Source organism: Paenibacillus chitinolyticus (assembly GCF_045038035.1).
GTDB lineage: Bacteria > Bacillota > Bacilli > Paenibacillales > NBRC-103111 > Paenibacillus_F > Paenibacillus_F chitinolyticus_A.
Window position 1 is genome coordinate 1,400,279 of record NZ_CP173427.1, and the last position, 13,715, is coordinate 1,413,993.

The 13,715-nt window shown below is 53.6% G+C and carries 15 protein-coding genes; 11 read left to right on the plus strand and 4 right to left on the minus strand.

The annotated features are described in order from the left end of the window. The first annotated feature begins 2 nt into the window (after positions 1–2). From ACI48J_RS06515 to obgE, 9 genes are all read left to right on the plus strand, one after another. Positions 3–1,157 (plus strand): FtsW/RodA/SpoVE family cell cycle protein, encoded by a 1,155-nt coding sequence (locus tag ACI48J_RS06515; protein ID WP_405082209.1) that lies wholly within the window; start codon positions 3–5, stop codon positions 1,155–1,157. Between the two features lie 95 nt (positions 1,158–1,252). Then, complete coding sequence (locus ACI48J_RS06520; protein ID WP_405082210.1) at positions 1,253–2,188, plus strand: peptidoglycan DD-metalloendopeptidase family protein; 936 nt, start codon at positions 1,253–1,255, stop codon at positions 2,186–2,188. Beyond that, a complete protein-coding gene (locus tag ACI48J_RS06525) occupies positions 2,181–3,056 on the plus strand; it encodes a site-2 protease family protein (protein WP_405082211.1) in 876 nt (291 codons plus the stop codon). The genes ACI48J_RS06520 and ACI48J_RS06525 overlap by 8 nt, the downstream gene beginning before the upstream one ends. A gap of 142 nt (positions 3,057–3,198) precedes the next feature. Continuing rightward, entirely contained in the window at positions 3,199–4,362 is a 1,164-nt protein-coding gene (locus ACI48J_RS06530; protein ID WP_405082212.1) for an Rne/Rng family ribonuclease, read from the plus strand. A gap of 567 nt (positions 4,363–4,929) precedes the next feature. Next, positions 4,930–5,241 carry a 50S ribosomal protein L21 gene (gene rplU / locus ACI48J_RS06535; protein WP_009675460.1) on the plus strand — a complete coding sequence of 104 codons (312 nt, stop codon included), beginning with the start codon at positions 4,930–4,932 and terminating at the stop codon, positions 5,239–5,241. An 11-nt stretch (positions 5,242–5,252) separates the two neighbouring features. Then, on the plus strand, positions 5,253–5,600 hold the full coding sequence (locus ACI48J_RS06540; protein WP_405082213.1) for a ribosomal-processing cysteine protease Prp: 348 nt from the start codon (positions 5,253–5,255) through the stop codon (positions 5,598–5,600). A 4-nt stretch (positions 5,601–5,604) separates the two neighbouring features. Then, positions 5,605–5,916 (plus strand): 50S ribosomal protein L27, encoded by a 312-nt coding sequence (gene rpmA / locus ACI48J_RS06545; RefSeq protein ID WP_009675465.1) that lies wholly within the window; start codon positions 5,605–5,607, stop codon positions 5,914–5,916. 168 nt (positions 5,917–6,084) lie between these two features. Next, complete coding sequence (locus ACI48J_RS06550) at positions 6,085–6,858, plus strand: Spo0B domain-containing protein (RefSeq protein ID WP_405082214.1); 774 nt, start codon at positions 6,085–6,087, stop codon at positions 6,856–6,858. Positions 6,859–6,863: 5 nt separating this feature from the next. Next, positions 6,864–8,171: a GTPase ObgE gene (obgE, locus tag ACI48J_RS06555; RefSeq protein ID WP_326054308.1), complete on the plus strand. Its 1,308-nt coding sequence runs from the start codon at positions 6,864–6,866 to the stop codon at positions 8,169–8,171. A 67-nt stretch (positions 8,172–8,238) separates the two neighbouring features. Here the strand turns inward: obgE and ACI48J_RS06560 are convergent, their stop codons facing one another. The 4 genes from ACI48J_RS06560 to ACI48J_RS06575 form a co-directional block, all read right to left on the minus strand. Continuing rightward, positions 8,239–9,096 carry an IS3 family transposase gene (locus ACI48J_RS06560; RefSeq protein ID WP_405082215.1) on the minus strand — a complete coding sequence of 286 codons (858 nt, stop codon included), beginning with the start codon at positions 9,094–9,096 and terminating at the stop codon, positions 8,239–8,241. Continuing rightward, positions 9,093–9,395 carry a helix-turn-helix domain-containing protein gene (locus ACI48J_RS06565; RefSeq protein WP_326054379.1) on the minus strand — a complete coding sequence of 101 codons (303 nt, stop codon included), beginning with the start codon at positions 9,393–9,395 and terminating at the stop codon, positions 9,093–9,095. The genes ACI48J_RS06560 and ACI48J_RS06565 overlap by 4 nt, the downstream gene beginning before the upstream one ends. 197 nt (positions 9,396–9,592) lie before the next feature. Continuing rightward, positions 9,593–10,963, minus strand: a complete 1,371-nt coding sequence (locus ACI48J_RS06570) for an aldehyde dehydrogenase (RefSeq protein WP_405082216.1) — start codon at positions 10,961–10,963, stop codon at positions 9,593–9,595. A gap of 29 nt (positions 10,964–10,992) precedes the next feature. Then, on the minus strand, positions 10,993–11,499 hold the full coding sequence (locus ACI48J_RS06575; protein WP_405082217.1) for an NUDIX hydrolase: 507 nt from the start codon (positions 11,497–11,499) through the stop codon (positions 10,993–10,995). Positions 11,500–11,880: 381 nt separating this feature from the next. Here ACI48J_RS06575 and ACI48J_RS06580 point away from each other — a divergent pair, with 381 nt between their 5' ends. Both ACI48J_RS06580 and ACI48J_RS06585 read left to right on the plus strand, forming a co-directional pair. Beyond that, positions 11,881–12,354, plus strand: coding sequence for an ACT domain-containing protein (locus ACI48J_RS06580; RefSeq protein ID WP_009675461.1), 474 nt, complete (start codon positions 11,881–11,883; stop codon positions 12,352–12,354). Between the two features lie 54 nt (positions 12,355–12,408). Then, entirely contained in the window at positions 12,409–13,698 is a 1,290-nt protein-coding gene (locus tag ACI48J_RS06585) for a homoserine dehydrogenase (protein ID WP_326054374.1), read from the plus strand. Positions 13,699–13,715 lie beyond the last annotated feature (17 nt).

The following is a 13,715-nucleotide window of genomic DNA, read 5'->3' on the forward strand; positions in this document are numbered from 1 at the left end:
ATATGCTTGCCAAATTAAAAAAATTAGATTTGACCATCATTTTTTTGCTGATGGTATTTATGGCCATTAGTTCTCTGCTTGTTTACAGCGCGGATATTGATGATCCCACGATTTCGGTGAGCTGGAGCAAAATGATCATCAGCTATATCATTGCTTTGATCGCCTTGATGGGAGCCAGTTTTCTGGATTACCGGCTTCTTGTCCGTTTTGCTGTTTATCCATATGCGATTAGCGTCATCCTCCTTGTAATCGTTTTGAAATTCGATCAGAAAATCAACGGAGCAAGCGGTTGGTTTCAACTGCCGGGCGGGTTCTCGTTTCAGCCCGCGGAGTTAATTAAAGTTGCTCTGATTATTGCTTTAGCGGCGTGGCTTCATAAAAGAAGGGGAGAAGATCTCAGGCTTTTACAAGATATAGTTCCTATGGGGCTTATCACGCTTCTTCCTTTCAGTTTGGTTTTTATCCAGCCTGACTTAGGAAACGCCATCATTCTTATCGGAATTTTGATTGGTATGGTCTGGATCGGGAATATCAAGTATTCCCACGCGCTGTTTGCTTTAATTGTGTTCGGCGGAGGGTTGTTTGCTTTTTTCTACTTTTATTCGATGTATCCGAAAGAAATCAGCGGGTATCTGGTCGAACACTTTCATTTTAAAGACCACTGGTTCCAAAGGATCAATACATTTTTGGACCCTATGCAAGCAAGCCGGGATGAACGTTACCAGATGGAAAACTCACTTCGTGCTATCGGTTCGGGCGGGTTAACGGGTGAAGGTTACTTGAACGGGAGCTCCATTCATTCTAACTTTATCCCTTACGCTTACTCGGATTCGATTTTTGTAGTGGTGGGTGAGGAATTCGGCTTCCGGGGAGCTGCCGTTCTCCTGATGCTTTACTTTTTCCTTATCTACAGGATGATTCTGATCGCCATTCAAAGCAAAAACCGAAGCGGCTCTTATCTGGTAGTCGGTGTTGTAGCCATGTATGTGTTCCAGATATTTGAGAATATCGGGATGTTGATAGGTTTGATGCCTTTGACCGGTATCACGCTTCCGTTTATCAGTTACGGAGGAAGTTCCTTGTTAATCAACATGCTCTGTATCGGAATGGTGCTAAGCGTTAAAATCCATGATCATTCCATAGAAGACGATAAATAAACAGGCCCGTGAGGCCTGTTTTTTGTATGCTCATATTTCGTACAAGCCGCACATATGCTGTAGTAAACAAGCCCCGCCTCACAGGAGGTTAAGTCATGGAGAACAAGCATAACGTGCGCCAGCGAAGATTGGAAAAAATCAGGAAGCTGCAGGGGAGCCCCCCTGGAAAAGCTTCTCCGCACCCTCAGTCAAAAGAACTTTTGCCCTTTGGAAATCAAGCTTCGGATGTGGAGCCCGGGCCTGATAGGCTGTCTATAGTCCGGCGGGGTCCAGAGTTTGACGACAGATGGAACGATCCCGAATATGTATGGAAGCAAAAAATGCAGCGCGAGCTTCAGCTGCCCGCCGCTTACTATGCTCGTAGACCCGGCGTTATGGATCCGGAAGATGGAGACGGGGGCGGATACTATCCTCGTATTCCTTACCGTATCCGGTTTCTGCGGCAGCTGGTCGCGAGTGCCATGCTGTTCGGTCTTATCTGGGGCATGTTTCAGCTTCAGCATCCTTTGATCGAACGCGGGAAAGGGGTTGTCACGACGGCCCTCAATGAGCCGCTCGATTTTCAGCAGCTGTCGGCCTGGTATCAGAAAACATTTGCCGGGGCGCCTTCCTTTATTCCGGCTTTTCATTCGGATGAAGAAAATCCGGCTATAAAAGCGGATGCCCAGAAACGCTCCTATTTTGTTCCCCTGAAAGGAAAAATCCATCAGACTTACACGGCTGACAAGCCTTTCGTAAGCGTAGCGGCCGATCCTCATACCCCCGTGTATGCGCTTGATGCGGGACAAGTCACCTTTGCGGGTCCCAAAGACGAGACAGGCTACACGATCATCATCCGCCATCCGGGGGGCCTGCAGTCCGAGTACGGGCAGATCGAGCAGTCCCGCGTCGAGGTCAACGACTGGATCAAAGGGGGCGAAGCGATCGGTCAAGTGTCTAGAGACAGCAAGAGCGACAACGGGCTTCTCTATTTTGCCGTCCAAAAGGAAAGCCGTTACGTCGATCCGGCGAGTGTGATCCCGTTTGAATAACCGGCTGCAGGTACATTTCCGCTTTCATCCCCTTTTTACAATGGTGATGCTGCTTTCACTGGCGACCGGACATTTCTTGGAATCGGCCACGTTGTTTGGCATCGTTTTTCTCCATGAGCTCGGTCATTTCGGAGCCGCGGCCGCTTTCGGCTGGAGGGTGCGGGAGGTTCGCCTGCTGCCGTTCGGCGGCGTACTTGTCGTCGACGAGTTGGCATCCGTTCCTCTGCGGGAAGAAATGATCGTCGCGCTGGCGGGACCGCTCCAGCATCTCTGGCTGATCGCTCTCGGCTTCCTCTGCCGCTTTCTCGAAGCGGGGGACCCGGAATGGTGGTCCTATTTTATCGAAATCAATGCGGTTATCGCCTTGTTTAATCTGCTGCCGATTTTGCCGCTTGACGGGGGAAAGCTGCTGCAGGGGCTGCTCAGTCTGGGCTTGCCTTACCAGCGTACCCTGGTGTGCACAGTCTGGGTGTCTATCGTACTCGGATTGATGATGACCGTTATCGCCATTTGGCCTGCTGGGACGGGACAGATTCACATGAACGTCCTTATCGTCGGCTTGTTTCTGCTCTATCAAAATTGGGTGAGCCGCAGGCATCTGCCTTTTTATTTTCTCCGGTTTTTGATGAACCGCGAAGCGAATACGGAGCGCCTTATGCAGAAGGGAACGCAAGCAAGGCCGATTGCGGTCGCCAGGCAGCGGAAGATCGGAGAAGTGGTGAAGCTTTTTATGCGTGAAAAATATCATCCCGTCTACGTGATGGGCAGCCGGGGAACGATCGAAGGGATCCTCCCGGAGCAGCGGGTGGTCGATACTTATTTGACGCACCAAGACCGTTCGTGTACGGTTTCCGAATTGCTGCCTTGAAGGGCGGAAACGGGTCGGCTGCAGTTTCCTAATCCGATCAATCTGGTGTGCGGGGTTCCGGTGTCCGGCCCGCTTTCCCGCTTTTATTCAGTAAAGTGCGAAACTTCTCTCCTTCATGTACAATAATGATGGGGTGAACGCCATGAAACAACTGATCGTAAGCTGCGAGGCGGCTTCGCTTCAGGCGGCTCTGCTCGAAGATCGCAAGCTCGTGGAATACGAGGCTCAGCATCCTAGCGAGACGCAGCGTGCCGGAAGCATTTACATCGGCCGTGTCGTAAACGTACTGCCTGGCATGCAGGCGGCATTTGTAGATATCGGATTGGATAAGAACGCTTTTTTATACATAGATGACGTACTGCCTGTCAACATGCAGAAGCAGCCTAAGACGAAACCGCCTATCGGGGATCTTCTTCAGCAGGGCCAGCGTGTGCTTGTTCAGGTCGTCAAAGAACCGGAAGGGTCCAAAGGGGCGCGCGTCACGACCCATTATTCCATTCCGGGCCGCTGGCTGGTGTACATGCCCGGAGCGGGGTACACGGCCGTCTCCCGCAAAATCGAAGCGGAAGAAGAGAAAGTCCGCCTGAAGCAGGTGGCGGACAGCCTCCGCTGCGGAGAAGAAGGACTCATTCTCCGCACGGTGTCCGAGGGGCGCAGCGAAGAGGAGCTGCGCCGCGACCTGCTCGATCTCCGCGAGCTGTGGACGGTGATCGAGCAGAGGGCGGAGGCCGGCGCGGCGCCGGCGTGCATCTACCAGGATCTCGAGCTGCTCCCGCGCCTTGCGCGGGACGTGATCACGGAGAACGTGCTCGAGATCTGGGTGGACGACGAAGCCGTCCGCGCGGAGCTGCAGGGGCTGCTGCGGCAGCGCAGCCCGGAGCTTGCGGCGCGCGTCCGCCTGGACGGCGGCGATGTCCCGCTCTTCGAGCGGTTCGGCGTCGCCGATGAGCTTTCCCGCTCGCATCGCCGCAAAGTGTGGCTGCCGAGCGGAGGCTATCTCGTCATCGACCCGACGGAGGCGCTGACGGTCATCGACGTGAACACGGGAAGGTTCACAGGGACTTCGTCCCTGGAGCAGACCGTGTTCCGCACGAACATGGAAGCGGCCGCCGAGATCCCGCGGCTGCTGCGGCTGCGCAATTTGCGCGGCATCATCATTGTCGATTTCATCGACATGGAGCAGTCCGCGCACCGCGACCGCGTGCTGGAGTGTATGGCGGAGGCGGTCAAGAAGGACCGCTCCAAAACGATACTTCTCGGCTGGACGAAGCTTGGCCTGCTGGAAATAACGCGCAAACGCAAGTAGGAATCCGCAGCATTAATCCTCCCGCGTACGTGGCGACATCCGGCTGCCGGGCCGGAAGGCTGCAAGGTGTACTAGCACTCCGTACTAGCACTCCGTACTAGCGCTCCGTACTAGCGCTCCATACTAGCACTCCGTACAAGCAAGCAATACCATCTAAGGTTAAGCCTTTGGCAGGACAACGGCCGTTGTCCGGTTCTCTTAAACCGGATTGATCCGGTAATCGGCACGGCATGCGGCACAGGCACGGATAAAAACCGGCCAGCGGGAAACTTTCGCTGGCCGGTTTGTTTTACGCATGGCTCAAGCATCCGGCATCGGGCGCAGTGTTCTAAGACTTTGCCGGCCGGAGATATAATCAGTCAGGGAGCTAGGAAGAGAGCATCGCCGTCCTGAACTGTTGAATAAAACGTTGCAAAGGACGAACCCTTTTGCTATACTACTATGAGTGCGTTGCTTTAGGCATGCGCTGTAACCGCACGGATCGGGTTTGTGAAGCACGGGCAGAGGCTCTGCCGCTGAACGTCACCTGGATATTGGCGAGTCTGAGACATGAGGAGGTGCAACGAAATGTACGCAATTATTGAAACAGGCGGCAAGCAATACAAAGTACAACAAGGCGATGTTCTTTACATCGAGAAGTTGGAAGCCGGCGCAGGCGATGTGGTCACTTTTGACCGTGTTCTGGTTGTTTCTGGCGACAACGGTCTTCAAGTAGGAGCTCCAGTCGTAGAAGGTGCTAAAGTTTCCGGCAAAGTCGAGAAACAAGGCAAAGGACGCAAAATCATCGTTTACAAGTACAAGGCGAAAAAGAACTACCGTCGTAAGCAAGGTCATCGTCAACCGTACACGAAAGTCGTAATCGAGAAAATCGAAGCTTAAGAGGCCATCAGATGATCCACGTTACGGTTTCAAGACGGTCTGAACAAGACCCGACGATAGAAGCATACCAAGTCGAAGGCCATGCGGAATTCGACGTTCCCGGCAAAGACCTTGTCTGCGCCGCGGTATCGGCCATTACGGTCGGGACGGTCAATTCGATCGAAGCGCTAACCGGAGTTGTACCGGGTACAGAGATGGAGAAAGGCTGGCTTGACGTTATCCTTCCTCTCGATTCGGAACCGGCACAGATGGCTCAGGTTCAGCTGATCATCGAGTCTATGATCGTGATGCTTTATACTATTGCAAGTTCCTACAGTGACTATATAGCAATTCATACAGCCTATAATGAAGGAGGTTGACACCATGTTGAAATTGGATCTTCAGCTGTTCGCATCCAAGAAGGGTGTAGGTTCCACAAAGAACGGTCGTGACAGCATTGCAAAACGCCTTGGCGTTAAGCGTGCAGACGGTCAAACCGTTACCGCAGGCAGCATTCTCGTGCGTCAGCGCGGAACGAAAATTCACCCGGGCAACAATGTGGGCATCGGTTCCGATGACACACTGTTTGCTAAAGTGGAAGGCGTTGTTAAGTTCGAGCGTTGGGGTCGTGAGCGCAAGAAAGTTAGCGTCTACCCGGTAGAAACCGCTCCAGTAGCGGCTACTGTAGAAGCATAAGTTAAAAATTCATGCATGTACAGCCCTGGCGACGTAATGTTTGCTGGGGCTTTCTTGCTTTTTAGAGGCATCCAACCGGAACCTGCGGCCATTTATGCACGGATGCGTTTTGGGACCGGAAATGGTATAATGTGCTAATGGGAAGTCGGAAACGGAGCGTATGCGTACATGGGGAACAGGTTGTGGATACCGGCAGCCTTGCTGGGTCTGCTCGGTTTGATAATGCTGGCTGCCGCGCCTTTGACGGCAGGTCTTCGTCTGGCTGCAGGGGCCGTTACCGCTGCAAGTTTTGCAGCGGTTCTGTACATCAGGCACCGGATGAAGCTTAAGGAAGCGGAAGAAGAGCGTGCGCGGATTCAGCAGCTCGCTCAGCAGGAGATGCTTCTGACGATCAATCATCTTCGGCACGATTGGATGAACGATATCCAGGTGCTTCTTGGATATATTCAATTGAAGAAATACGATCATCTTCACGGGGTGGTTGCCGGTGTGATGGGAAAGCTCCAGCATGAGAGCTTTATGGCCAAGCTGGGCGATCCGGGTCTGATCGTGTTTCTGCTCACCGCGAAAGCGGGAGGCAGGCACATGAAGCTGGAGGTCGAGCTTGACCAGGAGGTCAACATCCGCAAGCTCGCGCTGGACGGCGACGCCGTCTGCAAGTTGATTCCCGAGCTGATTGAAGGTTTCAAACAAGCGTCTGCGGGAGAAAATGAAGAAGGCGGCATGCTCAGCATGCAGCTCGTTCCCGAAGAGGATTCGCTGCTGCTCGATTTTGTATATCAGGGACCGTATAACCGGCGCCTTCTGGAAGAGGCTTTGTCGCTCGTATTGGAATCGGGGACAGGCCGAACCTTGGCTGCGGTTGTGGAACAGAATGACTATCAGGAACAGGAGGCGGCCCTCGCCCTGCGGCTGCCTTACCGGACATCAGTTGAGGTGTGATGCACATGTTTGTAGATAAAGCGAAGATTTATGTAAAAGGCGGCGACGGTGGCGACGGTCTCGTCGCGTTCCGCCGCGAGAAATATGTACCCGAAGGCGGCCCTGGCGGCGGCGACGGAGGCGATGGCGGCGATGTGATCTTCCGCGTGGACGAAGGACTCCGGACGCTGGTCGATTTCCGTTACCAGAAGCACTTTAAAGCCAAGCGCGGCGAGAAAGGCCGCAACAAATGCCAGCACGGAGCCAACGCCGACGATATGGTCGTTCGCGTTCCTCCCGGCACGCTTGTCATCGATGACGACACCGGCGAGATTGTTGCCGACCTGACGCGTCATCAGCAGGAAGTGGTCGTTGCGAAGGGCGGACGCGGCGGACGCGGCAATATGCGCTTCGCAACGGCCAAGAATACCGCTCCGGAAATCGCGGAGAACGGCGAGGAAGGCCAGGAACGCTGGGTCGTTCTCGAGCTTAAAGTGATGGCCGACGTGGGCCTCGTCGGATTCCCGAGCGTGGGCAAGTCGACGCTGCTGTCCGTCGTATCGGCGGCGACTCCGAAGATCGGCGCCTACCACTTTACGACGATTACGCCGAACCTGGGCGTCGTCGATCTCGGCGAAGGCCGAAGCTTCGTCATGGCCGACCTGCCGGGTCTTATTGAAGGCGCCAGCCAAGGCGTCGGGCTCGGCCACGAGTTCCTGCGCCATGTGGAGCGGACACGCATCATTGTGCATGTGGTCGATATGGCAGGCACAGAGGGCCGTGACCCGTACGAGGACTGGAAGAAGATCAATGAGGAAATCAAGCTGTACAACGCCAAGCTGGAAGAACGTCCGCAGGTGGTAGTCGCCAACAAGATGGACATTCCGGAGGCCGAAGAAAATTTGGCCGCTTTCCGCAAGCAGCTGGAGGAAGACGGCAAATCCGTTGAAATCTTCCCCATCTCGGCCGTCACTAAGGGAGGCATTCAGCCGCTCCTGTACCGCGTGGCCGATATGCTGGACGCGATCCCCGACGCTCCGCTTCTTGAAGAAGTACAGGAGGTCGAAGAGCGCAAGGTTTACCGGATGGAGAAAAAGAACGAATACGACAACGATTTCGTTATTCGCCGCGAGAACGATATATTCGTTGTAGAGAGCCCGAGCATCGAGAAGCTGATGAAACGGACCAACTTTACCACGGAAGAAGGCGTGCTTCGCTTTGCCCGGATTCTGCGGAATATGGGGATCGATAAAGCGCTTCGCGAACGCGGCGCGGTCGACGGCCAGACGATCCGTCTGAACGATTATGAATTCGAATTCGTAGAAAAATCTTAATGAAAAACCCCCTTGCCGGCTGGTCAAGACCTGGTCAAGACCCCATTTAACGGACATTGAAAAAAGCCTAGGCTGCAAGCTGGCGCCGATACTCCATCGGCGTCAGCTTGTTTAGCTTTCGCTGCGGACGATGGTGGTTGTAAAAATAGATATAATTCGAAATTCTTCTTTGTGCCTCGTCGAGACTTCGGATATTATACAGGTAGAGCCCTTCCGTTTTGAGATGCGAGAAGAAGCTCTCCATGGAGGCGTTGTCTAAACAATTGCCCCGCCTAGACATGCTGGTTCGGGCGCCAACCTTTGGCAGCATGTCGTGATACGCGTGAGACGTGTACTGGAACCCTTGATCGCTGTGAACGATCAATCCGGTCACGTCTTTGCGCTTTTTAAACGCCTTTGCAAACGTTTGAAGAACGAGCTCATTGTCATTACGCGTACTCATATGACTGGCTACAATCTCCTTGTTGAACAGATCTTTGATGGCTGAGAGGTACAGCCACGTCGTTCCGACGCGGTACTGCGTGACGTCAGTCACCCATTTCCGGTTGGGAGCCGGCGTTGTAAAATCTCGCTTCAGAACATTCTCCGCGACTCTCTCTCCGATGGACGACGCGTAGCTGCCCCGATGTTTCCGACGCACGCGGGATCTTAGACCCAGCGCCTGCATCAGCCTCAGCACTTTCTTGTGGTTGATCCAGATCCCATGGTCTTCAAGGAGAAACAGCTGCACCTGCCGATAGCCATATTTGCCATCATACTTGAAGTATATCGCCTGAATGAGATCCTTGAGCGGCTTGTCCCGATCCTGCTCTTTTCGTTTCTTGTAGGCATAAAATCCACTTCTGGATACACCGAGCAGGCGGCAGAGTTCCGTGACGGTTCCGGTTCCCGCCGCCTGCTCGATCACCTCGTATTTTCGCTTCACACCTCCCGCATCCAAATTTCCAAGCACTTTTTTAGCAAGTCATTCTCTCGTTTCAAGCGAGCCAATTGCCGATTTTCATCGACGTACGATTCCTTCGCTGCTCCTCTTTGGTCCAAGAGGCCATACTCGCCTTGTTTTTTGTAGCGAGCCATCCACTTTTTCACCCGATCTTGGTCATGAATGTTCAAGTGAGTTGTCATTCTTCGATACGTCCAACCTTCTTCAACATGAAGGCGTATGGCTTCCTTCTTTAGTTCCTCCGTATAGCGCTTGAACTTTTGTCCTTTTCTCGCTGGCATAAAAATGCACCCCCTAGAATTTCATCGGAATTACCCAAGGGGTTTTTCCAATGTCCATTCTAAGGGGTGCACTTCAGACAGGCACGGGGGTTTTTGGCGTTGTGCGATTGATTCATACGTTGTAAGCGGCAGGTAAAATAAAAAGGCGATTCTCTTACGGGAATCGCCTTTCTTTCAGACCGTTCAGCTTGTTCGGGTTATTTATAAACGTTTCTTAATCTTTTCAAAGCGTTTTTGGCGTTCGGATAGCGGAAAGGCAGGTCGAAGCGGCTCGTCTGCTTCAGCACGCTTTTACGGTGAGTGAACGCCTCGAAGCTCGCTTGGCCGTGATACCCGCCCATCCCGCTGTTCCCGACGCCTCCGAAAGGGAGGTACGGCGTGGCGATATGGAGGATCGTATCGTTGATGCAGCCTCCGCCGAACGAAATCGAGTGGATGATCCTCTGCTGGATTTCTTCGCTTTCGGAGAAAGCGTACAGGGCGAGCGGCTTCGGGCGGGCGTTTACTTCCCGGATCACGTCCTCCAGATTGCGGTAGGTGAGGACCGGAAGAAGCGGGCCGAAAATTTCCTCCTGCATAACCGGGTCCTCCCAGCCGACTTCGCCGATAAAAGCGGGCTCGATCTTAAGAGACTGTTCGTCCGTTCTTCCGCCGTAGACCAGCTGTCCGGCTTCCATCAGGCTCTTAAGCCGATTGTAGTGGCGGGCATTAATGATGTTCGGGTAGGGACTGCCTTCCGCAAGCGGGTCGCCGTAGAAGGCGTCCACCACTTCCTTCATCCGCTTCAGCAGATCGTCCTTTACGCTCTCATGGACGTATAAGTAATCCGGAGCGATGCAGGTCTGTCCCGCATTCAGCGTTTTGCCCCACACGATGCGCTTGGCCGCGTGCTTGATGTTGGCGTCGGCATGCACGATGCAGGGGCTTTTGCCGCCCAGTTCCAGCGTGACAGGAGTCAGATGCTTGGCGGCCGCTTCCATGACGATCCGTCCGACCCCGGCGCTTCCCGTGAAGAAGATCGTATCGAACTTCTCCGCGAGCAGGGCATTGCTCGTTTCGACGCCGCCTTCGATAACGGCCACATATGCTTCGTCGAAGGTCTGACCGAGAAGCCGGGCGAGCAGGGCGGAAGTATGCGGCGCAAGCTCGGAGGGCTTCAGAACCGCGCAGTTCCCTGCGGAGATGGCCCCGATCAGGGGCGAGATTGCCAACTGGAACGGATAGTTCCACGGTGAGATAAGAAGCGCGATGCCGTAAGGCTCGGCATAAATGCGGCTCTGCGATCCGATATGCGTAAGGGGCGTTTTAACCCGCCGCGGCTTGCTCCAGCGCTTGAGATGTTTAAGCGCGTGGTTGATTTCTTCGAGCAGGATGCCGATTTCCGTAGCGAACGCTTCAAAATCGGATTTTCCGAGATCAAGCCTCAGCGCTTCCATAATCGCTTCCTCATGATCCCGGATCATGGCTTTTAACCGGCGGAGCTGTTCCGTGCGGTAGTTCAGCGGTTTGGTCGCACCTGTTGCGAAAAAGTTTCTCTGCTTGTCGAGAAGCGTGTGTATCCGATTCAAGGGTCTTCGTCCTTTCCGGGTCTGCTGACTCAAGTTCTTTCGGGATCTTGGAGCGGAGTCCAGCTCACTTCGGGAATGCCGGAGGAGCCCGGAACAGCCGTTCCGATCCATGTATGGGGAGTGTCGCCGTAAGACAAATAATGTTCAAGCGCATAACGGAAAATAAACGGAAGCTCCCGGTTCAGAATCTCGCTGCGGGGAATCCAGTGCAGATCGCCCTCGGAGGTCCGGATTCGGGGAGATACATCCGTGTGTCCGACATAAATAAACTGCTGCCGGATATCGTGATCTTTTAACCTTATTAGAATGTACTGCAAACGGAGTCCCGAAATTTCGTCCTCGCGTATTCCGGTTTCTTCCTCGATTTCACGCAGGCAGGCTGCCCGGGGGCGGGCCATTTCAAAGCTTTCCAGATGGCCGCCTACGGCCGCCCACATACCGGGCGAGAGCGTCCTTTTCATGGATCGTTTCATCATAAGCAGTTCGCCTCGGGCGTTGAACAAAAGAGCCGCGGATATTAATCGCAACGTGATCAAAACGTGTCGCCTCCTTGCTGATTTTCAGCTTACCATAGGGGGAGAAGGACAAGCAAACCCCCGCCCGGAAAGCATTTTGACGCCTTCCGTATCTGAACGGCGCTTTCTTTTTTCAAACGGATGACAGAAAAACCGATAAAAAGAGAGATGCCTGAAATTTTTCCGGCTGTAACGAAGAACTAACGCAGATCATCTTGCAAAATCAGCGGCTGCGTGCCCGGTCGGATCGAAGCCGCGGCGGGTGAGTTCTTCATTTTGAAACCGGTGAAAGCAGGGCGAAAGGAAGGATGCCATTTTCCTATTGCCGAAATTTGTAGAGTTGAAGTATAATGTCCTCTATATAAGAACACACGTCTTTCTGGAAAGGACGGACTTTCTGTGATGGAACCTAAACAGGCCGCCGGTTGGAGCGAGTCCGGCTTTTATCTCGTAAACGAGCAGATTTTGCCCGAAGGCATTCTGAAAACGGTGCAGGCCAAAGAACTGCTGGCCCGGGGAGAAGTAAAAACGATCCACGAGGCGGTTGAGCAGGTAGGGCTGAGCCGGAGCGCTTTTTATAAGTACAAAGACGGCGTATTTCCCCTGAACAAGCTGGATAAAGAGCGTATTGTCACCATTTCCATGAATTTGGAGCACCGTTCGGGCATATTGTCCCGGGTGCTGGCGCTTATTGCCGGACAGGAAGGGAATGTGCTGACGATCAATCAGAGCATCCCGCTGCAGGGAATGGCGAACGTGGTCATATCCGTGGAAACGTCCCTGATGGGCGATAAAGCGAAAGAGCTGGTTCAACTGCTGGAATCGCAGGACGGGGTCAAAAAAGCCGCGGTGATCGGACAGGGAAGCTCGATTTAACGCAAAGCAAGAAAACAGAAAAAGAACAGCACGTATACGGGAGGAATTGTGACTATGAAAAAACCTATTAAAATCGGCTTGCTGGGACTGGGAACCGTCGGAACGGGTGTCGTCCGGATTGTGGAAGGCCACCGGGAAGATCTAGAGAAGCAGACGGGCTCCGCCATCGTAGTGGAGAAGGTGCTGGTGCAGGATTTGAGCAAGCTGCGCTCCGTTACCGTCGACCGCGACAAACTTACCGACCAGCCTTGGGATATTATCCGCAACCCTGAAATCGACGTTGTCGTCGAAGTGATGGGCGGCGTTCAGGACACGAAAGCGTATATTCTGGAAGCGCTGGAGCAAGGAAAGCACATCGTGACCGCGAACAAGGATCTGATGGCCATGCACGGTCCCGAGATTCTTGCCAAAGCCGCCGAAAAAGGCTGCGATGTATTCTATGAAGCAAGCGTGGCCGGGGGAATCCCGATTATTCGTACGCTGGTGGAGGGCTTCTCTTCGGACCGGATTACGAAAATCATGGGGATCGTCAACGGAACGACAAACTATATTTTGACCAAAATGAGCCAGGAAGGCGCCGCCTATGCGGACGTGCTCAAAGAAGCGCAGATGCTTGGCTACGCCGAGGCCGATCCGACTTCCGACGTGGAAGGACTGGACGCCGCCCGCAAAATGACCATTCTCTCCACGCTGGGCTTCCATTCGGAAGTGGCGCTGACCGACGTGAAGGTCAAAGGGATCTCCAAGGTCAGCAAAGAAGACATCCAGTACGGCAAAAAGCTCGGCTACGAAGTGAAGCTTCTCGGCATTGCGGAAAAGCATGACGAGCATATTTCCGTATCGGTCGAGCCGACGATGGTCAAAACGTCGCATCCGCTCGCTTCGGTCAACGGAGTGTTCAATGCCGTGTACGTGTACGGCGAAGCCGTGGGCGAGACGATGTTTTACGGCCCGGGTGCCGGTGAAATGCCGACCGCGACTTCCGTCGTTGCGGATCTCGTGGCTGTCGTGCGCAACCTGAACCTGGGTGTAAACGGCCAGCACAGCACGGCGCCTTACTTGGAGAAGAAATTGAAAACGGACGAGCAAATTTCTTCGAAATATTTCGTGCTTCTCCATGTGGAGGACAAAGCGGGCGTTCTTGCGCAAATCACGCAAATTTTCGCCAAGCACGAAGTCAGTCTGGAGTCCGTGTTCCAGCATCCGAACGAGCATAATCCCAAAGCGGAAATTATTATCATTACCCACGACGCCAATCAGGCGGGCATGAATAAAGTTCTGGCCGAATTCGAACGCCTGGATGTCATCCAGACGATTCAGAGCGTTTACCGCGTCGAAGGCTAAATTATATATTTTCAAGA

Bases quoted from the DNA above. Each gene is read 5' to 3' on its own strand.
- ACI48J_RS06515 (WP_405082209.1), top strand. From the start codon at position 3: ATGCTTGCCAAATTAAAAAAATTAGATTTGACCATCATTTTTTTGCTG.
- ACI48J_RS06520 (WP_405082210.1), top strand. From the start codon at position 1,253: ATGGAGAACAAGCATAACGTGCGCCAGCGAAGATTGGAAAAAATCAGG.
- ACI48J_RS06530 (WP_405082212.1), top strand. From the start codon at position 3,199: ATGAAACAACTGATCGTAAGCTGCGAGGCGGCTTCGCTTCAGGCGGCT.
- rplU (WP_009675460.1), top strand. From the start codon at position 4,930: ATGTACGCAATTATTGAAACAGGCGGCAAGCAATACAAAGTACAACAA.
- ACI48J_RS06540 (WP_405082213.1), top strand. From the start codon at position 5,253: ATGATCCACGTTACGGTTTCAAGACGGTCTGAACAAGACCCGACGATA.
- rpmA (WP_009675465.1), top strand. From the start codon at position 5,605: ATGTTGAAATTGGATCTTCAGCTGTTCGCATCCAAGAAGGGTGTAGGT.
- ACI48J_RS06550 (WP_405082214.1), top strand. From the start codon at position 6,085: ATGGGGAACAGGTTGTGGATACCGGCAGCCTTGCTGGGTCTGCTCGGT.
- obgE (WP_326054308.1), top strand. From the start codon at position 6,864: ATGTTTGTAGATAAAGCGAAGATTTATGTAAAAGGCGGCGACGGTGGC.
- ACI48J_RS06565 (WP_326054379.1), bottom strand. From the start codon at position 9,395: ATGCCAGCGAGAAAAGGACAAAAGTTCAAGCGCTATACGGAGGAACTA.
- ACI48J_RS06580 (WP_009675461.1), top strand. From the start codon at position 11,881: ATGGAACCTAAACAGGCCGCCGGTTGGAGCGAGTCCGGCTTTTATCTC.
- ACI48J_RS06585 (WP_326054374.1), top strand. From the start codon at position 12,409: ATGAAAAAACCTATTAAAATCGGCTTGCTGGGACTGGGAACCGTCGGA.